Annotated in this window: 21 protein-coding genes, 1 tRNA gene and 1 pseudogene; 7 read left to right on the top strand and 16 right to left on the bottom strand. The window is 52.5% G+C overall.

The features are described 5' to 3' along the window. Positions 1-55 precede the first annotated feature (55 nt). On the top strand, positions 56-946 hold the full coding sequence (locus tag ENTHG_RS20565; RefSeq protein WP_044184334.1) for a proline iminopeptidase-family hydrolase: 891 nt from the start codon (positions 56-58) through the stop codon (positions 944-946). 85 nt (positions 947-1,031) lie between these two features. Here the strand turns inward: ENTHG_RS20565 and ENTHG_RS20560 are convergent, their stop codons facing one another. Further along, positions 1,032-2,360, bottom strand: a complete 1,329-nt coding sequence (locus tag ENTHG_RS20560; protein WP_106403352.1) for a 6-phospho-alpha-glucosidase — start codon at positions 2,358-2,360, stop codon at positions 1,032-1,034. 10 nt (positions 2,361-2,370) lie between these two features. Then, positions 2,371-3,900 carry a PTS transporter subunit EIIC gene (locus tag ENTHG_RS20555; RefSeq protein ID WP_044184327.1) on the bottom strand — a complete coding sequence of 510 codons (1,530 nt, stop codon included), beginning with the start codon at positions 3,898-3,900 and terminating at the stop codon, positions 2,371-2,373. Positions 3,901-4,163: 263 nt separating this feature from the next. On the opposite strand from ENTHG_RS20555, the gene ENTHG_RS20550 reads away from it, so the two are divergent. From ENTHG_RS20550 to ENTHG_RS20540, 3 genes are read left to right on the top strand one after another with little or no spacing between them, the layout of a single operon-like run. Beyond that, positions 4,164-4,862 (top strand): GntR family transcriptional regulator, encoded by a 699-nt coding sequence (locus ENTHG_RS20550; RefSeq protein WP_044184323.1) that lies wholly within the window; start codon positions 4,164-4,166, stop codon positions 4,860-4,862. Between the two features lie 28 nt (positions 4,863-4,890). Next, a complete protein-coding gene (locus ENTHG_RS20545) occupies positions 4,891-5,253 on the top strand; it encodes a DUF1493 family protein (protein WP_044184322.1) in 363 nt (120 codons plus the stop codon). Positions 5,254-5,305: 52 nt separating this feature from the next. Further along, complete coding sequence (locus ENTHG_RS20540) at positions 5,306-5,500, top strand: hypothetical protein (RefSeq protein WP_044184319.1); 195 nt, start codon at positions 5,306-5,308, stop codon at positions 5,498-5,500. 81 nt (positions 5,501-5,581) lie between these two features. Here ENTHG_RS20540 and ENTHG_RS20535 read toward each other — a convergent pair whose 3' ends face one another. Continuing rightward, positions 5,582-7,408 carry an arylsulfatase gene (locus tag ENTHG_RS20535; protein ID WP_052332752.1) on the bottom strand — a complete coding sequence of 609 codons (1,827 nt, stop codon included), beginning with the start codon at positions 7,406-7,408 and terminating at the stop codon, positions 5,582-5,584. Between the two features lie 522 nt (positions 7,409-7,930). Here ENTHG_RS20535 and ENTHG_RS20530 point away from each other — a divergent pair. Both ENTHG_RS20530 and ENTHG_RS20525 read left to right on the top strand, forming a co-directional pair. Beyond that, complete coding sequence (locus ENTHG_RS20530; RefSeq protein ID WP_052332751.1) at positions 7,931-9,667, top strand: sulfatase family protein; 1,737 nt, start codon at positions 7,931-7,933, stop codon at positions 9,665-9,667. Next, positions 9,664-10,890, top strand: a complete 1,227-nt coding sequence (locus ENTHG_RS20525; RefSeq protein WP_044184316.1) for an anaerobic sulfatase maturase — start codon at positions 9,664-9,666, stop codon at positions 10,888-10,890. Before ENTHG_RS20530 ends, ENTHG_RS20525 begins: the two co-directional genes overlap by 4 nt. Before the next feature lie 103 nt (positions 10,891-10,993). On the opposite strand, the gene ENTHG_RS20520 is transcribed toward ENTHG_RS20525, so the two are convergent. The 4 genes from ENTHG_RS20520 to bglG form a co-directional block, all read right to left on the bottom strand. Then, on the bottom strand, positions 10,994-12,154 hold the full coding sequence (locus tag ENTHG_RS20520) for a hypothetical protein (protein WP_044184314.1): 1,161 nt from the start codon (positions 12,152-12,154) through the stop codon (positions 10,994-10,996). 168 nt (positions 12,155-12,322) lie between these two features. Next, positions 12,323-13,717, bottom strand: coding sequence for a glycoside hydrolase family 1 protein (locus ENTHG_RS20515; protein ID WP_044184311.1), 1,395 nt, complete (start codon positions 13,715-13,717; stop codon positions 12,323-12,325). Positions 13,718-13,733: 16 nt separating this feature from the next. Continuing rightward, a complete protein-coding gene (gene bglF / locus ENTHG_RS20510; protein ID WP_044184309.1) occupies positions 13,734-15,587 on the bottom strand; it encodes a PTS beta-glucoside transporter subunit IIABC in 1,854 nt (617 codons plus the stop codon). Between the two features lie 128 nt (positions 15,588-15,715). Next, on the bottom strand, positions 15,716-16,549 hold the full coding sequence (gene bglG / locus ENTHG_RS20505) for a transcriptional antiterminator BglG (protein WP_044184307.1): 834 nt from the start codon (positions 16,547-16,549) through the stop codon (positions 15,716-15,718). A 297-nt stretch (positions 16,550-16,846) separates the two neighbouring features. On the opposite strand from bglG, the gene ENTHG_RS20500 reads away from it, so the two are divergent. Then, positions 16,847-17,425, top strand: a complete 579-nt coding sequence (locus tag ENTHG_RS20500) for a hypothetical protein (RefSeq protein ID WP_044184305.1) — start codon at positions 16,847-16,849, stop codon at positions 17,423-17,425. A 132-nt stretch (positions 17,426-17,557) separates the two neighbouring features. Here ENTHG_RS20500 and ENTHG_RS20495 read toward each other — a convergent pair whose 3' ends face one another. From ENTHG_RS20495 to proA, 9 genes and pseudogenes are all read right to left on the bottom strand, one after another. After that, positions 17,558-18,427 carry an aldo/keto reductase gene (locus tag ENTHG_RS20495; protein ID WP_044184302.1) on the bottom strand — a complete coding sequence of 290 codons (870 nt, stop codon included), beginning with the start codon at positions 18,425-18,427 and terminating at the stop codon, positions 17,558-17,560. Between the two features lie 80 nt (positions 18,428-18,507). Next, the gene (locus ENTHG_RS20490; RefSeq protein ID WP_044184299.1) at positions 18,508-19,434 is read right to left on the bottom strand and encodes a LysR family transcriptional regulator; all 927 of its coding nucleotides are present in this window, start codon (positions 19,432-19,434) and stop codon (positions 18,508-18,510) included. 128 nt (positions 19,435-19,562) lie between these two features. Further along, a pseudogene (locus tag ENTHG_RS20485) lies at positions 19,563-20,038 on the bottom strand (hypothetical protein). Further along, the gene (locus ENTHG_RS20480; RefSeq protein WP_044184296.1) at positions 20,031-20,900 is read right to left on the bottom strand and encodes a transcriptional regulator; all 870 of its coding nucleotides are present in this window, start codon (positions 20,898-20,900) and stop codon (positions 20,031-20,033) included. The pseudogene ENTHG_RS20485 and the gene ENTHG_RS20480 overlap by 8 nt, the downstream one beginning before the upstream one ends. Positions 20,901-21,225: 325 nt before the next feature. Next, a complete protein-coding gene (locus ENTHG_RS20475) occupies positions 21,226-24,012 on the bottom strand; it encodes an autotransporter outer membrane beta-barrel domain-containing protein (protein ID WP_052332750.1) in 2,787 nt (928 codons plus the stop codon). Between the two features lie 638 nt (positions 24,013-24,650). Next, positions 24,651-24,974, bottom strand: a complete 324-nt coding sequence (locus tag ENTHG_RS20470) for a hypothetical protein (protein ID WP_044184293.1) — start codon at positions 24,972-24,974, stop codon at positions 24,651-24,653. Beyond that, positions 24,971-25,276, bottom strand: coding sequence for a hypothetical protein (locus tag ENTHG_RS20465; RefSeq protein WP_044184290.1), 306 nt, complete (start codon positions 25,274-25,276; stop codon positions 24,971-24,973). Before ENTHG_RS20465 ends, ENTHG_RS20470 begins: the two co-directional genes overlap by 4 nt. A 454-nt stretch (positions 25,277-25,730) precedes the next feature. Continuing rightward, positions 25,731-25,806 (bottom strand) — tRNA-Thr (locus ENTHG_RS20460). A gap of 112 nt (positions 25,807-25,918) precedes the next feature. Further along, positions 25,919-26,772: glutamate-5-semialdehyde dehydrogenase (gene proA, locus ENTHG_RS20455; protein ID WP_044184287.1), on the bottom strand; the 854-nt coding region annotated here is incomplete at its 5' end.

The following is a 26,772-nucleotide window of genomic DNA, read 5'->3' as shown; positions in this document are numbered from 1 at the left end:
CCGGCGCTCCCCGCGTTCTACCCTGACAGCAACTTCACTGACAGGGTTAACGTCTATGTACACCATTCACGAAGGTTATGCCCCATTCCGCACCTGGCAGACCTGGTATCGCATCTGCGGCGATCTGCACAGCGGCCTGACGCCGCTGGTGGTTGCCCACGGCGGGCCGGGCTGCACCCATGACTATGTTGACGCCTTCCGGGATATTGCTGAAACCGGGCGCGCCGTGATCCATTACGATCAGATGGGGAACGGGCGATCCACGCATTTGCCCGACGCCAGCCCTGACTTCTGGCAGCCGGCTCTCTTTCTGGATGAGCTTGAAAACCTGCTGCGCCACCTGGAGATTGCGCGCTACGCCCTGCTGGGCCAGTCCTGGGGCGGCATGCTGGCGGCGGAGCATGCGGTAACGCGCCCAGCGGGGTTGCAGGCGCTGATTATCGCCAACTCCCCGGCGTCAATGGCCCTGTGGCTGGAGGGGGCAGCGCGCCTGCGGGCTGAACTGCCGCCGCAGGTGCAGGCGACGCTGCTGGCGCACGAAGCCGCGGGCACGCTCGACAGCCCGGAATATAAGGCGGCAAGTCAGGTCTTTTATCAGCGCCACGTCTGTCGGCTCGATCCCTGGCCTGAGGAGGTGAGCCGCACCTTCGCCGCGATGGACGCGGACCCGACGGTCTACCACGCGATGAACGGCCCGACGGAGTTCCACGTTATCGGCAGTATGAAGCACTGGACCATTATTGACCGGCTGGCGGCGATAAACGTCCCTACCCTACTCATTTCCGGGCGGTTTGATGAGGCCACGCCGGAAGTGGTGCAGCCGTTTCAGGATAAAATTGCCGGAGCGCAATGGGTCATTTTTGAACACTCCAGCCATATGCCGCATGTGGAAGAGCGGGCGCTCTGTATGCAGACCGTGAGTGATTTTCTTAACGCCAGTAGCTAAAACGGCGACACGCCGAAGCGCGTGCGCCGCCTTTTTTCGTCACCACCAGGGAAGGCCCGCGATGCAGTACCGCGGGCCGCACCGTTTAGCGCAGCTCAGGCCACCACGCTTTGTTGGCCTCAATCAGATCGTCAAGAATGGCTTTTGCCACCGACGCGCTGGGTACGGTTTTCGACAGGGTAAGCGCCTGCCACAGTTTCTGATAGCTGCCCTCAATCCAGGCCTCCACCACCAGTTTTTCTACCGCCACCTGCTGCTCCATCAGCCCTTTCTGGAAGGTAGGGATATTGCCCATCGCCAGCGGTTCCGGGCCGTTCGCCCCCACCAGGCACGGCACTTCCACCATCGCCGACGCATTAAAGTTGGCAATCGCGCCGTTGTTTTCCACAATCAGCAGCATCCGCTCCTGAGTATTGAAGGCGATGGCGCAGGCCAGATCGACGATAAAGGTCGCATGCGCCCCGGCATGAAAGTGCGATTCGCTGGCGCTCTGGCGCTCAACGATGTGGCGCGCCATGTCGAAAACCTCTTTTTCGCGTCCAATGATGATTTCATTGGCGCGGGTGAACGCCGGATTGGCATGCTCGACCACGTAGTCCGGGTAAAAATAGTATTTCAGGTAGGTATTGGGCAGCGTCTGCGGGTCGAGGGCATAGAGATCCTTCGCCTTGCGGAAGGTTTCAATCCAGCTTGGCGCTTTATGCTGAAAGTCCTCCGCCGGGCTGCAGTAGCCCTGCTCCACCACGTGCTGTTTCAGCGCAGGCATCAAATCGTTGCCCGCCTTATCGGTAATGCTGGTCCACCAGCCAAAATGGTTCAGCCCGTAATAACGCACGTTCATCTCTTTGCGCGAACTCAGGCCGAGGATGTCGGCAAAAATACCTTCGATGGCTACCGGCATATCGCAGATGTTGATAATTTTTGAGTGCGGACGCAGGCGACGGGTCGCCTCGGCGACAATCGCCGCCGGATTGGAGTAGTTAAGCATCCAGGCATCGGGGGAGTACTGCTCCATATAATCCAGCAGCTCCAGCACGCCAGCGATAGAGCGCATCCCGTAAGCGATGCCGCCGGGGCCACAGGTCTCCTGGCCGACAACGCCATATTTCAGCGGGATCTTTTCATCTTTTTCCCGCATCTCATACAGCCCGACGCGGATATGGGCCATGACGAAATCGACATCGGTAAAGGCGCTCTGCGGGTCGGTGGTGTAGCTGAAAGCAACCTCCGGGTGGCGCTCGCGCACCATAATTTCGCACGCCTCGCCCAGCAGGCTCTGCCGTTCGGCGTTGTTATCGTATAAACGGATCTCTTTAAGCGGGAACCGGTCCATATTTTCCAGCAGCATTAACACGATACCGGGGGTATAAGTGCTGCCGCCGCCTGCGATTGTGACTACAAATTTATCTTTCACCATCCACCTCTTATTCATTTACGCCTAAAGCCGCATTCACGTTATTTCTGACCTTGCTGACGTTGAGCCCGTAAATAACCTGAACATGATTGCCTTTAATAATGACCCCGGTGCCGCCAGTGTTTTTCAGTAGCGTCTCCTGAATCAGTCCGGGGTTGCTTACATCCACCCGTAAGCGGGTAAAACAGTTGTCGACCGTCAGAATGTTCTCTTTGCCGCCCAGGCCGCGAATTACCTCTTCCCCTGGATGGCCGCCGCCCGCAGGCGCGCTTTGCGGCCCTTCATCCTCCCCGGCGCGACGCCCTGGGGTCGCCATATTGAAGCGGGTGATAACAAACTTACCGACGAAATACATGGTTGCCGTTTCAATCAGTCCGAGCAGGACAAACAGCGGCCATTGCGTTCTGCCCGCCCCCGCCGGGATGTTGTAAACCAGGAAATCGATAATGCCGTTGGTGGCGCAGACCCGCACATCCACCATCCACGCCAGCATCTGGAAGAAGCCGTCAATCAGGGAATAAAACAGCCACAGCAGCGGCGCGGTGAAAATAAACAGGAACTCAAACGGTTCGGTAATTCCCACCAGAAACGAGGTGACGATAAGGGGAATAAGCGTGGCTTTCAGCTTTGCTTTATATTCCGGCCTGGCGGTTTTATAAAAGGCCAGGGCCATGCCCGCCGTACCGAAAATCTTCACCATGCCGTAGGTGAGGAAGCGGGCGGAGTCGTTCAGCGCGCCGCCGGTGTTGCTGGCGATCTCGGCCAGGAAGATGGGCTTCGCGCCTACCACGGTTTGCCCGTCAATCAGCATCTGACCGCCAATAGAGGTGAAGACAAAAGGCGACCAGACCAGATGATGCAGACCTGTCGGAATTAAAAAGCGGTTCAGGAAGCCATATAAAAAGACCCCCGCCGAGCCGAATGTCTTCATAAAGGTGGTGAGCGCCGAAATACCGTGCGCCACGAATGGCCAGATATAGACCGTTGCTACGGCAAAGAGCGCTACCAGCGGCAGCATAATGATCAGCACCAGCTTGCTGTTGCCGTAGATTGAAAACGCGCCGGGGAACTCTTTATTAACGAAGCGGTTATGGATAAACGCCACCAGCACGCCAAGGATTATCCCCAGAAAGACGCCCATATCCACGACCTTAAAGCCGAAGATAAAGATTTGCCCGCTGCCGTAAAGCTCCGCGTTGGTGGCCCCTTCCGCCAGCCGCTGGGTCAGCGTCAGCCAGGAATTATTGCCCGCCAGATACATAAAATAGGACATGGCGGCGACAAACGAGGCTTCCGCTTTTCTGCTTTTCGCCAGCCCGCTGGCCAGCCCCAGGCAGAAGAAAAAGCCCAGGTTGTTCATTATTGCCCACAATATTGTGGAGGCGTATTTACCAATAAGGTACAGGGTGCTTCCTTCCGTTACCCATATTTTATTGGTGGTAATACTGAACAGCGCAATTAACAGCCCAACGACCGGCAAGTAGAGTACCGGGCCAATCATTGCTTTGGAGAAGTCCTGTAATTTTTTTAATACGACCATCTACCCGCCCTCATCTCTCACAATTTGCTTGCAGGAAAATCTGAATATGCAAAATATCCTAAGTGGCGAAGCGCATCGGGCAGAGGCAGAAAAACGGCAAATGTGACGGGAGTCATACAATAACGTAGACGAGATATATATAAATTTACTTTGCTTTGTAGATGAGTTATCCATAACCGAACTACATTTTCTTATTATTTATCTATTTTTCATTAGCTTATGTTTTCTCTCTCTTCTTCACGCTGCTTTCAGGAGATCTAAAAGTGATATACCAGAACGTGGCGAACGCCATTAAATTACGCATCAACAGCGAAGAGTATGAAGTGGGCGATATTCTGCCGAGCGAAAAAGCGCTGGCGCAGGAGTTGCAGGTGTCGGTGATGACGGTACGTAAGGCGCTGGCGCTACTGGAGAGTGAAAAGCTGATTGTTAAACGCCACGGCAGCGGCTCGTTTGTGGCGCGGAAAATTAACTACCACGGCGGTGAGCTGGACGGGTTTAACTACCAGATGAACATTGTCGGCGTGACCAACTACGTCAATAAAGTTATCGAGTTCACCCTGCTCGACGCGCCGCCGGCCATTGCCCAACAGCTAAAAATCGAACCGGGAGAGAAGGTCTACTATATCCGGCGGGTGCGCCTTATCGACGACATTCCGGTGCTGATCGAGAACAGCTATATCCCGGTAGCGCCGTTTCCCTGGCTAAGCATTGGCAATATGGAACAGTCGAAATTCAACTATTTTCGCAAAGAGTGCAATATCACTATTCTGGAGAGCCACCGCAGCTACAGCCCGGTGCAGGCGACCCGCGAACAGGCCGGGCTGCTGCAAGTGCCCGTCAATAGCCTGCTGCTGCGGGTGCAGTCGGTGAGCTATTCCCAGAATAACCAGGTGGTTGATCTGTCAGATATTTATCAGAATACCAATAAGTATATTGTGAAGCATGTGATTCGCCGTTAAGGTCTGATGGCTATCAATGGGGAAAACTATGGCACCTGAACTTTCAGAGGTTATTGCGTTTATACGGGAGTACACCGGCAACCGGCGTCAGGCGATGGATGCCAGCACCTTGCTGGAAGCGGACCTTGGCGTTTGCGGCGATGATGGCGTGGAGCTACTGGAAGATATTGCCAAAGCCTTTAATGTCGAGCTTTGCACCGACGAGGAGGGCTACCGTAAGACCTTTTCACTGCAAGAGAATGAATACCTTTTTTCTTCCGAAGGCCTGGATCTGCTGGGAATCGGTCGCCTGATAGACTGGCTGCGCAAAATCCCCCCGCCGGTAATCCGCGATTTATCGATCGGGCAGTTGCATAGTGCGATAGTGGAGGCGGCACGTTTACGGAGCTAATCCAGTTTTTGCAGCAGGCAGCACGGCGAATAACGTGCAGAGAGGATAAGTGATGAGCAATAAAAACTATGAGAGCCACCGCAGGGCGATAGTGAGTAAAGGCATACCCGCGGCGCTGCTGGCGCGCATCTCAGACTCTGATATTCAGGTCATCAACACCTTTTTAACCCGCGTTAATAAGCTTGAGCTGACGCCGGAAGAGAAAGCCTGGCTGGTGAGCGTTATCAAAACCGACGCGCTGGCCTGAATTGAGTAAAAGGTGACGTAACGCCACTCGAACCTCCAGCACGGCGGTGTTCTGCCGTGCCGGAGTGGTTAAAAAGCGAAATTAATCCGGCTCAACGCCAAAGGCATTATCCATGCGGTTGAATTTATACAGGAATGCATTCGGCTCGATGACGGGCGGGTTACTGTGACGCTTCGCCTCGCTCCACCACAGTTTTTTCATCTCTTCCACTTTCTCAGGATACTTATCAGCAAGGTCGGTGGACTCAGAGAAATCTTTTGCCGTATCAAACAGCATCCACTTATCCTGCGCGTAGTCCGTTCCCAGTTTATGCAACGCAACGGCACGCCATGTCCCCTGGGTGATGGCACGCTGGCCACGCAGCTCAAAGTACTGCACATCACGGGTTTTCGCAGTATCCGAATTGAAGGTAGGCAGGAATGACTGCCCCGCCACCGGCAACTGCTTCACGCCGTCGATGGTGTCAGCAAACTGCGTTCCCGCTGCGGCAAGCAGCGTCGGTGCGATATCCACGGTGCTGACGTACTGGTGGCGGATAGCGCCTTTTTGCTCGATCATTTTCGGCCAGGAGACAATCAGCGGCGTGCGCACGCCGCCCTGGAACGGCCAGAGTTTGTAACGGCGGAACGGTGTATTACCGGCATAGGCCCACGGGCGCTGATAAAGCATGTCAGTTTTCGGACCGCCCGCTTCATCAAGGTGCTCATCCATCTCCTGCACGGTGGTTTTATCCATGTAGGCCGTACGGAAGCCGCCATTTTTACCCGCTTCAGGCGCAGCGCCGTTATCAGACATGAAAACAATCAGCGTGTTATCAAACTGCCCGGTCTCTTTAAGGTGTTTAACCAGACGGCCAATTTGTTCATCGGTGTGGGTCAGGTAGCCCGCGTAGGTCTCCATAAAGCGCGCAAAGACACGTTTGTGCTGCGCGTCCAGCGAGTCCCAGGCGTCATCGCCAAATTCACGCGGCGGCAGTTTGGTATCCGCCGGAATGATACCGAGTGATTTTTGCCGTTCGAAACGCGCAAGACGCAGCTTATCCCAGCCCTGATCGTACCGGCCTTTGTATTCCTCGATATATTTCTGCGGAACATGCAGCGGCGAATGCGCAGCGCCAAGCGCCAGATAAACAAACTTCGGCTTATCCTCTTTGACGTCGATGGCTTTGATCGCGCGATCGACCAGATCTTCGGATAAATGGTATCCCGGTTTATCCGGGCGCGGCAGGTGCGTATTATCCTCGACCAGTTCCGGGTGATACTGGCTGGTATGGCCGCTCAGGAAACCGTAAAAATGGTCGAAACCGCGCTGGCGCGGCCAGAATGCCTGGTTACGCTTTTCATCATCTTTATATTCCGGCGCAAGGTGCCATTTACCCAGCGCGTACGTTGCATATCCCGCCCCGTGCAGCGCCTGGGCAACGTTCTGCGCATTTAACGGAATTTCACCGCTGGTTGCCGGACCGGAGCCCAACGGCACCGAAGCCGGCGGCGCTTTTTGGTTCTTCGGCGGCAGCTCTTCCATATTCACGGTCTGACTGTTACGGCCGGTTATCAATGCCGCACGGGTCGGGGCGCTAATGGCGCTGGTATCAAACCGGTTATAGCGTAAGCCAGAGTAGGCCAGCAGGTCGATATTCGGCGTTTTAATTTCCGAACCAAATGCTCCGATATCGGCAAAGCCGGTATCGTCAAGCACAATCATCACAATATTCGGCTGCTTTTCAGGCGCGGTCGTTTTTGTTTGTCCGGCCGCCGTAAATGACGCCAGTAATAATGAGGTCATTCCCAGGGTAAGCGCGACAGCGCGACTTAATTGACGCGGTTTAGACAGCGGAAATATCCCGCCGGAAATTTCAGATACGCTGTCTTTTTTATTATCAGTTATTGCGGTTATAACGTTTCTCATTGCATCTCCTGTGTAATTGCAACGGAATAATATTCTCCGTGAAGGTGTTTAACGTCCGTCGAATTTCTGTTTAAAAATAGGGCAGCATTAATATGAACGTATTCCCTGCCGGTTTCAGGCCAAAAAAAACCTAAACCGAAGAACTTAAAAAATTCTTCGGTTTAGGTTTTGCCTGTGAACAACAGTAACAATCCTGATGTGTGGTCATTTATAAAGAGGTGCTTTTTATTTCGCAAGCCCTTTCTTTTTTCAGGTTGATAAGTGTGACGGAACTCAATATTTGACCGGGTGAATTTTTGCTTTTTTTGTTGAAACCCATCACAGTTTCTTAGCGCACGCGTTGTAACTTTCTGCCTGCGTGTTAAGTTCACGAAAACAGGATTGTGACTGCGCTTTGCAGGCAAAACCAGACAGACTTCATTGAGGTCTGTCTGGTTTTTTTTGGGCTTTCGCCTGGCCGCGCTACACATCCCTGACAGGGGTATCGTTTTATTACGTTCAGGGGAGAGGTGAGAAAGAACAATGAAAAAACAAACGCTTGCAGCATTGGTCATGCTGGCTATCAGCCATACGGCACTCGGCGTTGATTTTACGCCGCAGATCCAGAGCGCGACGCCAAACGTCGTGTTTATTCTGGCGGAGGATATGAACCCGCGGTTGGGGGCATATGGCGATCCGAATGCCGTTACGCCGAATATTGACGCCCTCGCCAGGGAGTCCGTTCTTTTTACCAACGCCTTCACGATGGCTGGCGTCAGCGCGCCCTCGCGTGCGGGTCTCATCACCGGCATGCCGCAGCACGCCAACGGGCTACAGCATATGCGCACCGCCACTTACTCCCACCCTTATCAGGCGGTGCCGCCGTCATGGGTTAAAGGGTATCCGGAACTGCTGCGCCGTGCCGGTTATTTTACCTATGTTGATACTAAAACGGATTATCAGTTCTCGAAAGGCCCGGCCGATATCGGCCCGTTCACCCTGTGGGATGCCCACGGCAATTATGGCAATATTGAAGATCTCAAGGTCCCGCCTGCATGGCAGAATGTTGATCTGCAGGGAAAACCTTTTTATATCAACCTGAACCCGCAAATTACTCATGAATCGGGTATTTTCACGCAGGAAAACGCGCCGGAAGCGTTTAAGGCTCTGCCGGTGATGTGGGATAAGCTGCGTGCGTTTTATACGTTGCCCGACATCGATCCCGCTAAATTGAAGCTCGATCCCTACTGGAAAGATACCCCGGAGGTTCGCCAGGAGCTGGCGCTGTTCTATAAAAACATCAGCGTCATGGATCAGCAGGTGGGCAATATCATCAAGCGGCTTAAGGATGACGGCCTGTGGGATAACACCATCGTGATTTTTGCCGCCGATAATGGCGATGGCCTGCCGCGCCATAAGCGTGAAGGTTATGACTCTGGCACGCATGTTCCGCTGATCGTCCATGTACCGGACAAATTCAGGCCCGCAGGCTGGAAACAAGACGGCCAGAAAGATGAGCGCCTGGTGTCGTTTGAAGATCTTGCGCCTACCATTCTCGGCTTCACCCGTACGGCCATTCCGTCTTATATGAAAGGGATTAACCTCGCCGCCGATAACGCCCCGCAGCGCGAGCTGGTCTTCTCCTCCCGCGGCCGTATGGATGATATCTCTCTGCGCTCTTACTTCGTCCGCGACAGCCGCTATCAGTACGTACAGAATGTTGATAAGACCCCGAACGGCGCGCAAATCGCTTTTCGTGATGCGCTGGTCACGACCCGCACGCTTAACGATGCGCATAAAGAGGGAACGCTGACGCCTGAGCAGGAGAGCTGGTACGCGCCTAAGCCCGCCGAAGAGCTGTACGATTTGCAGTCAGACCCATGGCAGTTGCACAACATCGCGGACCAGAAATCGTCCCAGCCGAAGCTTGCTGAGTTCCGGCAAAAACTGGAGGCGTGGCGCAACGAGACCAACGACACCAGCATCATTCCCGAGGCGCAGATGGTCAAAGATATGCAGAACGCCGGGGGCAAGGCTTATGTCACGCTGCCGCCGGTGGCGGAAATCAACCCTGTTACCGGCAAGCTTTATCTGGCCAGCCGAACTGAAGGCGCTTCGATAGGTTACCGCTTCGATAACCACCCCTGGCAGCTTTACACCGGCGCGCTTACCCTGCCGAAAGCGGCTAAAAAAGTAGAAATTAAAGCCGTCCGTTACGGCTGGGAAGAGAGCCAATCCGTCGTTATGGCCATTAATCAAGAAGGTAAATCCGCGCAATGAGTCATCCAGTCCAGAATTTCCAGCTGATGGCCAAACCCTCCGGTTCGGTCTGCAACGTTGACTGCACCTACTGCTTTTACCTGGAGAAGGAGCATCTCTACCCGGAACGTAAAAACCGCTGGAAGATGGATGCCGCCACGCTGGAAAACTATGTCCGTAAACACCTGGCCGCGCAGAATCACGATGTGGTCGATTTTATCTGGCAGGGGGGCGAGCCTACCCTGCTTGGTATCGATTTCTTTCGTGAGGCGCTTCGTTTGCAGGAGCAGTACCGGGGGTTAAAACAGGTTAATAACTATTTTCAAACCAACGGCACGCAAATTGACGATGAGTGGGCTCGCTTCTTGAAAGCGCACAATTTTTTAGTGGGGATTTCGATTGACGGCGATCGCATCAGCAATGACGCCTATCGCCGCTCCCGCTCAGGTAAAAGCATTTTTGACGCGGTGATGCGCGGCATAGAGGCTCTTAAGCGTCACAACGTTGAGTTCAATACCCTGACCGTGGTGAACGATGAAAACGTCAAGCGACCGCTGGATGTCTACCATTTCCTTAAGCGCATCGGCAGCCGGTATATGCAGTTTATCCCGCTGGTGGAGCGCGCCGCCGCCCAGCCTGACGCTAACGGCCTGACCCTTATTCAGCCCGATTTTTCCGGGCAATGCGATGTGACCGAGTGGTCGGTGCCCCCCAAAGCCTGGGGGCGGTTTATGAATACGCTATTTGATTACTGGGTTACCCACGACGTGGGCGAAGTGTTCGTGATGAATTTCGAACAGACGCTCACCAAAATGTGCGGCCAGATGAGCGCCTGCGTAATTAATGAAACCTGCGGCACCAACCTTATTGTGGAGGCCAACGGGGACGTCTACTCCTGCGACCATTTTGTCTACCCGGAAAATAAACTCGGCAACGTGAATAGCGACGATCTGCTCGATTTAGTTAACTCGCCGCAAAACCGGGAGTTTGGCCAGCGTAAACGCACGCATATCAGCAAAGACTGCCTGAATTGCGCTGTCCGCCCGCTGTGCAACGGCGGCTGCCCGAAGCACCGTTTTGCGCTCTCCAGCGACGGCAAACCCAATAAGAACTATCTCTGCGACGGGTTCGCCATTCATCTGCACCACGTTGTGCCGCGCATGCAGACGCTGCTATCGCTGCTGCACAGCAATAAAACGCCCACCGCTATCCGCAAACAGATGAAGAACCAGCACTACCGTTAATCACCCGAAGGGCAGTTCACCTGCCCTGTTTTTATGGCCTCTGTTAAATAAAAAACGCCATCTGTCTCCAGATGGCGTAAACAGTGCCTTCTCAATTACATCATCAGAAATCCCACTGGAATTCAACGCGGGTAATATCGTCGGCCTCTTCTTCCCATGTCCAGGAGACCCAGGCGCGTAAGCCGCCGCCGAACCAGTACTCTAACTGCGGCGTAATGCTGGTGCGGCCAATTTCATCCCAGGAGTTAAACAGGATATAGCTAAAGCCCTGGTAGTTTTTCGGGATGGTCTGTACCGCCAGGTTCCCGGCGAAGCCAAGCCCTTTTTTCGCCCAGCCACGCTGGCGAATCTCATCCGTGCTCTCGTCGTTGTCGCGTTCCGACCACGCCATCTGGCCCACCAGGCGGTAAGCGTTATCGACGTTCATATAGCCCGCGAGCCCCCAGGTATAGAGACTGTTATCGTCGCGCGCGTAAGCGGTATCGGAGTTTTTGATATCACCCTGACGGGTTTTATTGATATTAACGTTACCAATAATCGCCTTGCTGCCTGAGGATACCATCGGCTGGCCGTTGTGTACGGAGGCGTAAATACCGTAGTCGCCCGGGCGCAGGGAGTAGAGATCGGCGGTCTGGTAACCGACATCAATACCGGTAATTTTTGACTCGCGGTCGTAGCTGCCCGCAAGGAACAGATTGTTATCAAACTGCTTCTTATACAGGAACTTGCCTGCATTTTTCGTGCCAGCGTCGGCCTGGGTATCCAGCAGCCCCTGCGAGCCCATATCCACGGTAAAGAATGACCAGGTCGCCGTATGTTTACCGTACATAAATGAGCCATAATCATCATGTTCAATACCAAAGCGGTACTGTTCCCACTGCGTTTTATCATCAAAATCATCGAATTTTTGCAGCGTCTGGCCGTTCTTCCGGGAATAGTTCTCCTGGCCTTTAAACCAGAAGTCGCCAATCACCCCCATTTTTTCCGTGAAATAGGTTTTACCGCGCAGGCGACCGTTTAACTGTAGATATTCACGATGCAGTTTATTTTCGTTGTAATACCCTCCCTTAACACGAAACGTTGCATACCAGCGGGAATCCTTATTAAGGTCGGTCAATATCGGTGCCGCCACCGTACTGCCTTTTTTAGGGTTTAAATAATTTTCGACAACATCGGAATCCCACAGCCGCTCAGTATTTGCCGCATACAGATTGAACGAAGACAACAATACGGCACCCACGGGTAATAAATATAAGCTTTTCATCCTGACACCTGAAATTAATATAATTGTAGGGAACAAAAAACAGGCAATACCCGGCGCTGCCGCGGATACGCGTCTGCGTTAAGGTTTTGCCTGCCTGAACAGTAACAATCCTGCTTTTTATTTACGCTAACATCACTAACCGGTATTCAATGCGTTAATCACCGACGGCTATTCTTTTAGCGACGCGCCGCGGCTTTTAATCACTTCACGATACCAGGCATAACTTTTCTTCGGAATACGCTTTAAGCTACCGTTGCCGTCATCATCACGATCGACATAGATAAACCCGTAGCGCTTGGAGATTTCCGCTTTCGAGGCGCTGACCAGGTCGATGGGCCCCCAGGAGGTATAGCCCATCACCTCAACCCCGTCTTCCAGCGCCTCGCGGACCTGCACAAGGTGGTCATTGAGATAGCTGATACGGTAATCATCAATGATTTCCCCTTCTGCATTCATGCTGTCTTTCGCCCCCAGGCCGTTTTCAACAATAAACAGCGGCTTTTGATAGCGATCCCACAGAACATTAAGCAGCGTGCGCAGCCCGACAGGGTCGATCTGCCAGCCCCACTCCGAGCTTTCCAGATGCGGGTTCGGCACCATATTAAGGATATTGGCCCGCTCCTGGTTATTCAGCGCTTCATCCGTGGTCACGCACCCGGTCATGTAATAACTAAAGGAGACAAAATCCACCGTGGTGCGCAGATCTTCACGATCCCTTTCGCTGATATCGAGCGCGATATTGTTTTCACGGAAATAGCGCTGCATATAGCCCGGATAGCTGCCCCGACACTGCACGTCGCCAAAGAACTGCCAGCCATGATTCTCCTGCAGCGCTTTAAAGACATCTTCCGGCTTGCAGCTTAGCGGATACATCAACGCGCCCAGCAGCATGTTACCGATTCTGGCGTCGGCGACGATTTCATGGCAGGCACGAACCGCGCGGGCGCTGGCCACCAGCTGATGGTGAATCGCCTGGTAGATCTCTGCTTCGCTGCTGTTTTCCGGCAGCCCGACGCCCGTCAACGGCGCGTGCAGCGACATATTGATTTCGTTAAAAGTCAGCCACAGTTTTACTTTCTCTTTGTAGCGCTCAAAAACGGTGCGCGCGTAGCGTTCGAAGAAATCAATTGTCTTCCGGCTGCCCCATCCGCCGTACTGTTCCACCAGTCCCCACGGCATTTCATAGTGGGACAGGGTGACCAGCGGGGTAATGTTATGCTTCGCTAACTCGTCGAATAAACGGTCGTAAAAGGCCAGACCGGCCTCATTCGGCTCGGTTTCATCCCCGACGGGGAAGATGCGCGTCCAGGCAATGGAGACACGCAGGCAGGTAAAGCCCATACCGGCAAAGAGGGCGATATCTTCCGGGTAACGATGGTAAAAATCGATAGCGATATCTTTGATATTGCTGTCGCCGGGAGTGCGCAGACGCGTCTCGCCCAGGATACCCCAGGGCTGCATATCGGACGTTGAAGGGCCTTTGCCGTCCTCCTGCCATGCGCCTTCAACCTGGTTCGCTGCTATGGCGCCGCCCCATAAGAATGTTTCCGGGAATAACTTCATCATTTTCTCCATTTCGTTAGCGGCTCAGGGTTAATAGCCGCGTACCCATCGTGATGCTGCTGGTGTTGGCAACTTCAATGGCGCGATAATCATCGCTGTTGCTGATAATGACCGGCGTAGCAAGGTCGTAACCGGCGTTGCGGATCGCCTGACGATCGAATTCGAGGAGCAGATCGCCCGCGCGAACTTTATCCCCCGCTTTTACGTGCGCGGTAAAATACTGGCCGTCCAGTTTGACGGTATCGATGCCGACATGGATAAGCACCTCTACTCCGCTTTCGCTCAGGATGCCAATGGCGTGTTTGGTCTGAAACAGCGAGGCGACTTCACCATCAAAGGGGGCGATAACGCGGTTATCGTTAGGGATGATGGCCACGCCCTGCCCCAGCAGACCGCTGGAGAAGGTCGCGTCCGGCACATTTTCCAGCGGCAGTACCGTCCCGCTTAACGGCGCCAGCACATCGTTTTCTCCCGCTTTGTCGATTTTGATTTCTTCTTTAGACTTTTCAGCGGGCATGCCTGCGATCCAGGTCAGTACGCAGGCCACAATCCCCGCGCCGAACATGCCGATAATGCCGCCCCATACTGTGAAATCCACCCCGCTGGCAGGTATCAGCTGCGGAATAGTGAGAACGCTCGGCAGGCCAAACGAGTAGACCTGGGTCTGACTCCAGCCGATGAACGCGCCGCCCAGCGCGCCAGCGACGCAGCCGAAGATAAACGGGCGACGATGGGGCAAGGTCACGCCATAAACAGCAGGCTCGGTGATGCCGAAGATCCCCGCGGAGACAGCGGAACCGGCAAGGGTTTTTAGGCGGGCGTCCCGGGTGCGCAGGAACACGCCAAGCGCGGCCCCGACCTGGCCCATGATGGCTGGCAGGAGCATCGGCACCATCGAATCATGGCCAAAGACCGTCAGGTTATTGATCATCAGCGGCGCCAGCCCCCAGTGCAGGCCGAAGATAACGCATATCTGCCAGATAGCGCCCATCACGCCGCCAGCCAGCCAGGGCGCGAGGTTGTAAATCCACATATAGCCGTGAGCCAGCATCTGGCTAAGCCATGTCGCCACCGGGCCGATAACCAGAAAGGTAAGCGGCGTCACCACCGCAAGGCAGACCAGCGGCGTAAAAAAGTTGCGCACGGCGGAAGGAAAAAGCGGGCTGCAGCGGCGTTCAAGATGGCAGCTCACCCAGGCCGCAATGATGATAGGAATAACCGAAGAGCTGTAATTGATAAAGGTGACCGGAATACCGAAAAAGTACTCAATGGTGGCATCTGCCGCCTGGGCCTCAAAGGCCTTTATCATCAGCGGATGCGTTAACGCCCCGCCGATAGCCATGGTGATAAACGGACTGCCGCCAAATTTTTTACCGGCGGTGTACCCCAGAATGATCGGAAAGAAATAGAACAGCGAATCACTCGCCGCAAAGAGGATATTGTAGGTGCCGCTTTCGTTATTGAGCAGCCCGGTTACCACGGCCAGCGCCAGCAGCCCTTTTAATATCCCGGAGGCCGCCATAACGCCGATAAAAGGGGTGAAAATGGCAGAGATAACATCGATAGCGGTGCTCAGTAAGGAGCTCTTCTCTTTGGTTTCGCTGCTGACCGGCGTGTCGTCTGTAATACCCGCTTCATCGCGTACCGCCTGCCAGACTTCGCTGACATGGTTACCCACCACCACCTGAAACTGGCCGCCGCTTTCCACTACCATAATAATCCCAGGCTTAGCCTTGAGGCCTTCCGCATCGGCCAGCGCATTATCCTTTAATTTAAATCGCAGCCGGGTCGCGCAGTGGATAAGACTTGCAATATTCTCTTTTCCCCCAACATGGCTAAGAATATCTTTTGCCAGTGCCTGATATCCCATTTCACTTTCCCTTAACTCAGTTGTTGAATACTGCGGATAAAAAAAACCCGAGCGCAGATAAAATCATCCGCGTTCAGGTTTTGCCTGCATAATGCAGTAACAATCCAAAGGTGGCCTTTCGCCGGGCGCTATTGCCCTTCTTTTCTTACCCGTTCAATGTGTATGGCGAGAAACATAATCTCTTCTGTCGTTGAATCCCGCTGATATTTTTGGTGCAAATGCTGCGCAACTTTTTCAGCACAGCGCCAGGCGATGGCATAATTCTCTTTGACTGCGTTATGCAGCGAAAAATCGTCATCAGGCACCACCGTGCGCGTCATCATCCGCTGCGCAAAGAATTTCAAATGCGTTACCAGCCGATGGTAACTTAATGATTCTTCATGATATTCCAACCTAAGCTGGTACTTCACAATATGCAGGATCTCTTGCATCACGTAGGTGATATGCATGACCTCCGGCATTTCGCTGTTGAGCTGCCCGGTAACCAGATGCAGGGCGATAAACCCGGCCTCGTCTTCAGGCAGATCCACTCCAAGGCGACGATGGATCATGACTCTGGCCTCTTCGCCTATTTCAAACTCTTTCGGGTAGAGCCGTTTAATTTCCCATAGCAGCACGTTTTTAATGGCCGCCCCGCTCTTATGCCGTTCAATGGCAAAATGGCAGTGATCCGTTAACGTGATGTAGAGGCTATCCTGTAATTTTCCCAGGCGTTGGCGCGCCAGCTCAATAATACGATCGCAGGTGGTCATCACTTCCAGCGGAATTTGGCTTAATAGCTCGGAAAGCCTTCCCGCCATTCCCGCATCCTGCAACGCAAAAATCTTTTCGATTTTACTTTCGTCAAGATTTTCACCTGCTCGTTTCTGAAAGGCCAGCCCGCGCCCCATCACGACCTGCTCACGCTGGTGTTCATCAAGTACAACCACCACATTATTATTGAGTATTTTGGCGATTTTCATCTGAACCCCGGAATAAAAAACCCGACCCCCGGCCTAAGCCAGAAATCAGGTTTCGCCTGCTAATGCAGTAACAATCCAATGCGCCTAATGTATCAGCAGAATGCCTCTTCACAATCAAGGCATCTTATAAATGTGACTTTGTTCGCATTGTTTTATTGCGTAGCCAGCGTCGCTATCCCCACATCGCAAACACGGATAGCGCTCGACCCGCCTTTTCTGGTAGGGGGCTGAGTTTTGACAGTTTGATGGCCAGGCATATCCTTAACCTGGCTCTGTTTAAGGATAAGGAAAGACATCATGCGTGGATTGTTGGTGCTGCTGGTTACATTACTTCTTGGCGGATGCGTTATCAGTTCTCCGCAACGGGCTCAGTACAAAGAGGAATACGGCAACCGCCAGGATATTCGCACGCATACGGTGTATCGGTTCATGACCAAACCTGTGCGCCCCAGCGGCGAGGAGTACTGGGGGGCGGCAAACCTGGCCGAGTTCTTCTATGTTGACGATAAAAACGCCACCCGTGTTGAACTGCGCTTCAACTATGCGGCTAACACTGTCGACGTCGCGTCGCTGGATGCGCAGAACACGGTTCTACGCAAAAGAACGATTGTTCTGCTTGATGAATCAGCGGAAAAACCGGCGGATACCGAGGACGTCTACCTGACCCTGACGAAAGACGGCGAGCTGACGAAAAAAGTTCGCAGCTGCAAACCGGATATGAGCGTCGGTTGCCAGTGGTGGAACCATAAGCTGTTTATTACCCGCAGTGGAGATCTGGCTGTGCAATATGAAAAAGGCGGGGCCGGGTTAATGTTTCTGCTGGTTCCTGCTTATGGTTCCACGGAATACCTGGAAATCTACCCGAAGGTTGGGTGAATGGGTTAACGTAGGTGAAGACGGATGTCTTTATCAGGATGCTCTTGCTTCTACCCTGCGAAAGCGAGCAATTAGCGGCTCCTGGATGGCGTAAAAGACATCCCCCTCATCTCAAAAACGTCAACGACATCATTAATCATGGATTTTGACGCCCAGACAGCCGCGAACAAATTCAGGGTTAAAATGTTTTACGGCATCGCCAACATAGCCCAAATCAAGCGAACCGATCTGCTCCATTTCTTTGTCCGTCAAGGCGAAATCCCAAAGGGCGAAGTTTTCCTCAATGCGGTGCTGATGGGTGGATTTAGGGATAACGGTGACGCCTCGTTGTACGTTCCAGCGCAGGATAATCTGCGAAACAGATTTCTGATGACGGCGGGCGATGTCCTGCAGCATTTTGTTTTCAAAGGGCTTATGTCTGCCACCGCCTAAAGGCGCCCAGGCTTCTGGCTGAACGTTATAATACTTCATGGTTTCCAGCGCCGCAGGCTGACTGAAATAAGGATGCAGTTCAACCTGGTTGACCATCGGCTTAATTTTCACCGTCTCACAGAAATTGGCTAATACGTGAGCATAGAAATTGGAAACGCCAATCGCCTTAAGTTTCCCCTCCTCCAGAGCATCTTCTAACGCACGCCACGCGCTGAAATAATCGCGCATCGCCTGATGCAACAAGTAGAGATCGAAGTATTCCAGGCCGGCTTTTTCTAACGATGCCGCAATCCCCGCTTTTGCCGTATCGTAATTTGCCATGTCCTGAACCCATAGCTTTGAGGTGATAAATAACTCTTCACGGGTACACAGGCCTTCGGCGATTGCGTCACGAACGGCCTCACCGACGGCGTCTTCATTGCCGTACACCGCGGCAGTATCGATGAGACGATAGCCGGTGCGAATGGCGCTTAGCACCGATTGCCTGCACTCTTCTTTGTCGGTTACCTGAAAAACACCAAAGCCCACCATCGGCATTTTAAGGTTATTGCTCAATACTGAAAATTCCATCGGGAGAACCTCCGTCATGTAAGGCTCTTCATTTTAAGATCAAAACGGGGTGACAATTAGTCAGCGAAATGTGATTTCACCTATGTTGAAAATTCATTAATCCCGCTGTCTGCCTCTTTTACGTAGCGAAGCGCATCGATCAGCAGCGCAAAAGCGGGCGGATGCTGTCTACGGCTGGGATAGTAGAGAGAATATCCCGGAAAGGTGGGGCTCCACGCTCGCAGAACCTGGACCAGTTCGCCCGAGTCCAGCCACTGCCGCACCGCATCTTCGGGGACGCAGGCAAGGCCAAAACCGGATAGCGCTGCGTCTATCCGCTCCGGCAGTACATTGAATGTCAGCTGCCCCTCCACCTTGACGCGCAGCGGCTTGCCCTCTTTCTCAAATTCCCAGTGGTAGAGGCCGCCCGCAGTCGGCAGGCGCAAATTGATCCCCCGGTGGTGCGAGAGGTCATGCGGCGTCTGCGGAACGGGATGGGTAGCGAAGTAGGCAGGCGAGCCCACAACCGCCATGCGCATATCCGGGCCGATCCTGACCGCCACCATGTCCTTATCCACGCTTTCGCCCAGGCGAATTCCGGCGTCAAAACGCCCCGCAACGATATCGACAAAGCCGTTATCTACCACCAGTTCGACATTGATTTGCGGGTGCGCTTTCAAAAAGGGTTTCAACTTCGGCCACACAACGCTTGCGGCGGCGTGCTCCCCCGCGGAGAGACGAATATTGCCCGATGCCGTGCCGTTAAGCTGAATCAGCGCCTCCAGCTCCTGTTCAAGGTCGGCAATGCGGGGCGCAAGGCAGGCAATGATCCTCTCCCCCGCCTCGGTCGGGGCCACGCTGCGGGTGGTTCGGGTCAACAAACGGATATTCAGCCGCGCTTCCAGCGCCTTCATGGTATGGCTGAGCGCCGACTGCGAGACGCCAAGCTTGCTGGCCGCTTTCGTAAAACTTCGCTCGCGGGCTACCACCAGAAAGACCTGCAGATCGTTGAAGTTTTCTTTAAGCATGGATGGTTTCTCTGGTTTTATGACGCTGGCGCGAAATTGCTGCAAGATACTTAGAGATGTCGCTATTCTGGCACCGTTTGCGGATTTTTTCTTCGGCAAATGCCTGGCAACGTATCTGTTTACCGCTATCAGCGGGAGCAGAAAAAGACAGGTCTTTTGCCTACCGTGAACATAAAACCTTTATCACCCTGATTTATGATTGAATAATGAACAGTAGTGTCAGGATAAACAAAAAAATCAGGCAGTATTTCACTTATTTTTTCATCAGATAAACTTTCATCGTCATGTATTTTTTAACTTTTTGAGATAAAAAATGAAAGGTATCGTTATTTTCCTCCCAGGAATAAGAAACATCCCTTCTGATAGCGCCAATAGTTTTATCACCTTGCGCGTAAGTTCCGCTAACCGCCACAACCCCCGTCTTTTTCTGTAGCGTATACATGAAATCAAGCGTTAAATTGGCCCGGATATCATCCTTATAGATAAAAAGGGTGGCAGAACAGACCTGCGTATCACGCATTGAACGGTTTGTGAGAAACCATGCGCTCAGCGCACCGACAATAAATAACAGGCAGCAGGATAACAAAACGGTTTTCTTAGTCATTATTAACCGCCATAAAATAAAGGGTTACACAAGCTGAACTGGAGTTTTCCTCAAAAGGCCGCGAGCAGGCAAAGGCAGAAAGTGAAGGGGAAGTGCTGGATGAAGAGAAATATATCCAGGGGTATTTTTTACAATCCAGTCCGGTCTCCTTAATCATATTGCGGAACCTTGTGAAATTACCCCGCTTCCTAATATCATCATTTTTTGAGTAAAAGTGACAGCCATTCTCGGTGTGATGAATCGTATAGGTTTTAAAGAAATCCAGATCCGCCTGATGAAACCACGGATAGTGAAGGAATAAAAAACCCAGCGCAAATGAGCATATCATCGCCAGTAGCGCGACAAAGCGCTGGTGCCGCCGGGGTGCTCTCTGTGTCGCAGAAACAGATGCCAGTTGCGGCTCATCATTGACCTCCTGGGAATACTCGACAGGCAGCGCTTCAGGCTCAGGTAATAGTGTCTGTGGTGCGACTGGCGCGGCTACAACGTCTTCTTCCGGCTCTTGTTCGGTATCTTCCTCTGTGGTTCCCCGCACGATATTGACGTTGGTGTCTATCTGAAAGCCCCTGCGCGGCACCGTTAATATTAACGGATAGTCCGTCTCCCCGACTTTACGCAAGCCACGACGGACGATTGAAATATTCTGGTAAAGCGTATTTGCCGGGACGAGCATGCCATCTTCCCCCCATACGCTCTGAAAAAGATCTTTTTGCAAAACAATGTCTGGCCAGGATTCCAGCAAGAGATGCAGGCAACGGCTTGCCGGCGATGTCAATATTACGCTTAGCTCTGGTTTGACCAACGAGACCAGACGGTTCTTCTCTGGAATAAATTTAATATTATCGTTGATAATCCAGAACATATTTCTCTCACAGGGAAATAAAAAGACGGCTAATACGCTGCAATAATTATACGTTATGAGTTTCTTTTGTCAAAACACGAAGCGACAACCATTTTCTCAACACGCTGGAAAAATAAAATCAACATCTGACAGAGAAACTTGAATTAATCCCTGCTGAACGACGCCATTGACATTTAACAAGGTCATATTCCTGTGCCAGACTATTTTATTATTTCTGCCAGCGATTAAAATACAGACGTTCCTGACAGCCACGACAAATTCGCAAGAACAGCAAAGCCCAGACTATTATCCGGCCTGCGGAATTGCAGGCCGGATAAGCGTCGAATCAAAACGATGCTTTAATACCCAACATCGCAGACGTGTCGCTGTAGTGTTTACTGCCCACCTGCTGCGCAACGTTCCCCCACACGGAGATGTTCTTCGTTAGCTGGCCTTCTACGCCGGTTTTTACCTCAGCCATATTGCGAGCGCCGGTCAGACTGGCGCTTTCGCCGTTCATTGAAACGCCGAAGTCTTTGGTGTTGTGTAGCCAGTTAACTTCTACAAACGGCTGGAACGTGCGATCTTTGCCATCGTCCAGCGTGTTGTGACCCTTACCAAACAGACGCACTCCGACACGCGTCTGAATGTTGCCGTCACCCTTGCCTTCAACACGGGTACCATTTGCTTCTTTGTGCTCATCCGCTTTTACGCCCATCCAGGTGATCTGCGCTTTAGGCTGGATATAGAGCGTATTACGCGCGCTGGTTTCTGCCAGTTTCCAGGTGTAGCCGGATTCCGCAGAAGCGGTCCAGCCTTTGGAGTTGTATTCTTCTGCATCCAGACCTTTACCGGAGACAGTGTTGTCAAACCAGCTGTATTGCAGCCAGGTATCAACGTACGCCCCTTCATAAGTGGCGTTGTCCTGCAGCCAGGTGCCGTACAGACCAGCGCTGTATCCGCTGATGCTGCCGTCGGCGCGGTTGCCATTGCGCTGATTTTTCGCATGGCTTTTCTGATTAGCGTAGCCCGCCATCAGGCCCAGATGGAAACGATTGGTATCATCCGTACTCCATTGCGCAAGATCGCCGCCAAGCTGCATCACATAACGGTTGCTCTGCATGTGCAGCTGACCGCTGCCGTCGCGCTGACGAGTGTGGCCGCCGACGTTTCGCAGCCACAGGCTGGTTACCGCTTTTTCACCGGTGAGCGCATCCACATAGTGTGTCTCACCCAGGCGGTCATGCAGACGGGTATTAAACATGGTGTTGGCGGCGGCCAGGTTCATGCCGTAAAGGCCTGCCTCCGGGCGCACGGCATGTTCGCGCGTTACCGGCTCATCTGGCGTCGGTGCAGGTTCTTCCGGGGTCGGCGCTGGCTCTTCCGGCATCGGCGCTGGCTCTTCCGGCGTCGGCGCTGGCTCTTCCGGGGTCGGCGCAGGTTCTTCCGGCGTCGGCGCAGGTTCTTCCGGCGTCGGCGCAGGTTCTTCCGGGGTCGGCTCTTCGGGTTCATCCGGGGTAAGAATACTGCTCAGGTACCAGTTCTTTTCGTTCTGTCCTTCGCCGCGCGCCAGGGTGTAATCATAGGCACCCGCCACGATACGGCCATCCTGCTGGAATTCCCCCTCAGAATTGCCCTGCACAGAAATCAGTTCGATACCCTCGGTAGTCAGCCCGCCTTCGCCCCCGGCGTTCAGCACTGTAACGCGGGTATTGCCGGAGGTACTGCCCTCGACAATCATCCGGTCGGTCGGGGAGGCATCATCACTCAGTTGGGTGTTCATAACGATGCTGCTGTTGTCACCGTGATAATCACCGTTCACCGTCAGTGTCCTGAAAGTGGAGGTACTGCGCATCGACGGTTTATCTTGCGCCGTGTCGGCAACAAAGTTCAGGGTTGAACCCTGCATCATCAGGCTGGTCAGTTGAGAATCTTTGGTCATGTTCCACACAGAGCTATCCGCCAGCGACAGATTGCTGATGCCTCCGGTGTGGGTGACAAAACCGCCCTGTAACAGAGAGCGATCGTTCGCGCTCAGGTCCGTAAAACCGTTGTCGCCTGTTTCCACCGTACCGGTGAGCAACAGTTTCTGGTTATTAAGGGTGACCTGCGATCCCGCGCCGGTCGAAAGAATGGCAGTCGCATCCGGGTCATTGTAGCGAACACCCAGCGAGGCAGAGCCATTAAGAGCGACTTCGCCGCCTTGTTCCGCATGAATATAGCGGTAAACCCCGCTCCGGCTGTCGTCCTGCACATCAATATCCAGCGGACCATCAACGGTAATAGTTCCTGCTGTCATCGCGGAGCCGTCATTGGTGGCATGCAGGCCCGTCCCCAGCGTTGACGCATGCGCCTGAGTATCGATTAAGATATTCAGGTCACGACTGTTGAACTGGGTCGTTCCGGTGGAGTCAACGCCATAAAATTCTGTACCATCCGCGCCAGCCTGATAGGCAATGCTGGTCTTGCCGGTGAAATTAGCCGTCGACAGCAGGCTGGTGCCATTTCGCTCAACGCCATCGTTCAGCCAGACACCGGTGGCAATTCCCCCGCTCTGGCTGAGAGTGGCATTTATGGTTGTATCCCCTGTAGCCTGAATATGGCCGCCATCAATATTGATAGCATCGGCATAATCCTGGGCGGAAACACTAATGGTGGCATTGTCATAATTAATCGTCGACGACGCGATGGTTTCAGGCGCGGTAGTGCCTGTACCAGAATTTGCCGAGATGCCTGCGGAAAAATAGGTGCCATCAACGTTAACATTGACATTTTCCGCATTGATTGCGGTTCCATAGGACGCCAGTAAGCCCATCGCTTCGGAGCCAACGCCCGTGGCATCGACATTGATTGTCGTTTCGCCGGTCAGATTAAAAAGGGCGTTATTTTTGCTACCAACGATCCCCTGCACCCATTTGTTATCACGGCTATGGCTGACATTAACGGTAAGATCATCGGCAATAACTTCCGCCGTCCGGGATAGAAAGGATGAGGGGATCTGCGAAGTATCAATACTGTAGCTATCGTATAAATTAACGACCTCTATACCAGCAACGCCAATATAGTCCTCTTCCAGAGGAGAGCTACTTCCAGGTATGGTGCCTTGATGCAGATCGCCAAATCTTGCCGTCACCGAAGAACCAGAGCCTAAATTGAGAGTTCCGCTCCCTACCAATGCTGCCGCAGGCGTTATTATAATAGAGCCACCATATACATGGTTTTGACCATTAATACGTGGTGTATACCCCTCATTAAGGATATCAACCCGGCCATTATTAGCGACAGAGATAGTGTTTTCCTCGCCAGCTACGGCAACAACATTATAGTGACCATTATTCTCCAACTCACCACTACCGGAAATATAATACCAGCCACTTAATAAATCCGCTTGTGCCGATTGAGTGAGTATCGCGGACATGACTAATACCACAGAGGCTTTCAGCTTCCAATTATTTGCTATCATCATCTTATCCTTAATTATTGCAGTCCGTTAAAAATCAATATTCCTTCAAAAATATATACGCTGAAATCTCCTGCTAACTTAAGAAGCTCATACCGGATATTATTTATTCCGCTGAATATCTGGCTCAACAAAAACCATCTTAAATGACCTGATTTAAGATGGTTTTTTTCTTAAAGGAAAAAATGAGGGAACCACCCTGGCTTGATTCTATTACTGCGCCCTGAAATAGTTAACATGTTTTTCGCAAATAAACAACATAATTAACATTTCCTGCAATAGGCCAGGGCGATTGCGCTACGCTATGATTTTCAGGCGGCATGAAAAATGAAGTCCGCACTGGCCAGTCGGCACGCATTTACCGCGTCGTAGACATTGCCAATAGCTTTAAAAATAGGGTATGCACCAGAATCACTATTGGTCATCACTTTGGCGTAAACCGATCTTTTATAGTAACTCAACTTCTTATCACTAAAATTCAGGAGGGTTTGTATAGCTGATTTTTGGTTGGCGCTAAAGTAATTCAAAATTAGCTTGAGCTCGCTGGGTGAAAATTTCATATCTCTGCTGATATGCCCATTAATAAAATTTTGTATGGCAATCAATAAAAACCGAGCTTTAATATCCCTGTTCAAAAAAGCACGCCATTAAATAAAAAGGGTCTGGGGCTCTCCTGCGGGCAACGTATTGAGCAGATAATGGCTCGTAAATTCAAATCAGGTATCAGCTTAATTTTTGTGAAATCTTCCACTGCCAGCAAGATAATTGAGTTGTGCGGCGAGTAAAAATTCAGTGCTTCGCAGGGAAAGGAGGACTCATCATTATCAACATGTATTTCAATAACTTCAAAAATACTGTTCACCTTAAAATAAGAAGCAACGCCTTTAAGGTAAAAAAAGTCGTCAGCAATGATGATAATTTTTGTATTATCTGTCACTTTCTGGTCTCTATAATTAAAACATAAAACTTTACTGAATAAGCCATCGTAGAAACGGCATCTGCTACAGGCGTCGTTTGTTTTAATATAGTATCGGGCAGCGTTACTGTTTGAAATACGAGATTACTTAAATGATTTCTTGGGTTTTCATGCTATAAAATATATAATCTTTAAGATTAACCGACGGAAATAAACGCAAAAATCCGCACAAAAAATCGCTTCTGCTTAATTTTGTCGCTAAGAATCTCCCCCCACTGACTGATAAGAGTGGAAAGGGATACTCATTTAAGATGATTTAAGCCCTTAAAACGCAAGGCACAACATTCATGCTGGAAAATATGATCAATAGATAATTGCAATGAGTGCATGACAGTCATGCCTGCCCAGGCGAGCCGGCGTATGCAAGAAAGGTAATGATAAGATTAAAAAAACAGCGAGTGCTTTTGATTTGAAATGGTGCCGATAATAGGAGTCGAACCTACGACCTTCGCATTACGAATGCGCTGCTCTACCAACTGAGCTATATCGGCCCTGAGGGGCGTGCCCACGAGCGTGAACACGGTGTAGAAGGTTAAAACTAACCGGGCGATGCGTCAATGCCCTTGTGAATCAAACGGCTACTTTTGCATCACCCGGCTTCATTCAGGCACGAATCGTATCGTCGCCGTAACCAATCCACTTGTAGGTGGTCAGCGCTTCAAGGCCCATCGGCCCGCGCGCGTGCAACTTCTGCGTGCTCACCGCCACCTCTGCGCCCAGGCCAAACTGGCCGCCGTCGGTGAAGCGCGTGGAGGCGTTAACGTAGACCGCTGAGGAGTCCACCTCGTTCACAAAGCGGTTCGCGTTACTGAGCGTACGGGTCAGGATAGCGTCGGAGTGCTGGGTGCCGTGCTCGCGGATGTGGGCGATGGCGTCATCCAGGCTGGCGACAATCTTCACGTTCAGATCCAGCGACAAAAACTCGTCGTCATACTCCTGCGCCTTCACCGCCACCACCTGCGCCGGGCCGGACTGCAACTGCGCCAGCGCCTGTTCATCAGCGTGAAGCGTCACCCCGCTTTCCGCCATCTGCTTGCTAAGAGCGGGCAGGAAGTCGTTAGCGATACCCTGATGCACCAGCAGCGTCTCCACCGTATTGCAGGTGCTCGGACGCTGGGTTTTCGCGTTAACGATAACCTTAAGCGCCGGGGCGATTTCCGCCGTGTCATCCACAAAAATATGACACACGCCAATACCGCCGGTAATCACCGGAATGGTGGACTGCTCGCGGCACAGCTTGTGCAGCCCTGCCCCACCGCGCGGGATCAGCATGTCGATATATTTATCCATGCGCAGCATCTCATTGACCAGCGCACGATCCGGGCTCTCAATTGCCTGCACCGCGCCCGCGGGCAGACCGCACGCCTCCAGCGCCTGCTGGATCACTTTGACCGTCGCGGCGTTAGTGCGCCAGGTCTCTTTGCCGCCGCGCAGGATAGCGGCGTTGCCGGTTTTCA

It is taken from the genome of Phytobacter massiliensis JC163, from assembly GCF_000321045.1.
Taxonomy (GTDB): Bacteria; Pseudomonadota; Gammaproteobacteria; order Enterobacterales; family Enterobacteriaceae; genus Phytobacter_A; species Phytobacter_A massiliensis.
The sequence above is the reverse complement of the archived record's forward strand: the minus strand, read 5'-3'. Positions and strand labels throughout refer to the sequence as shown.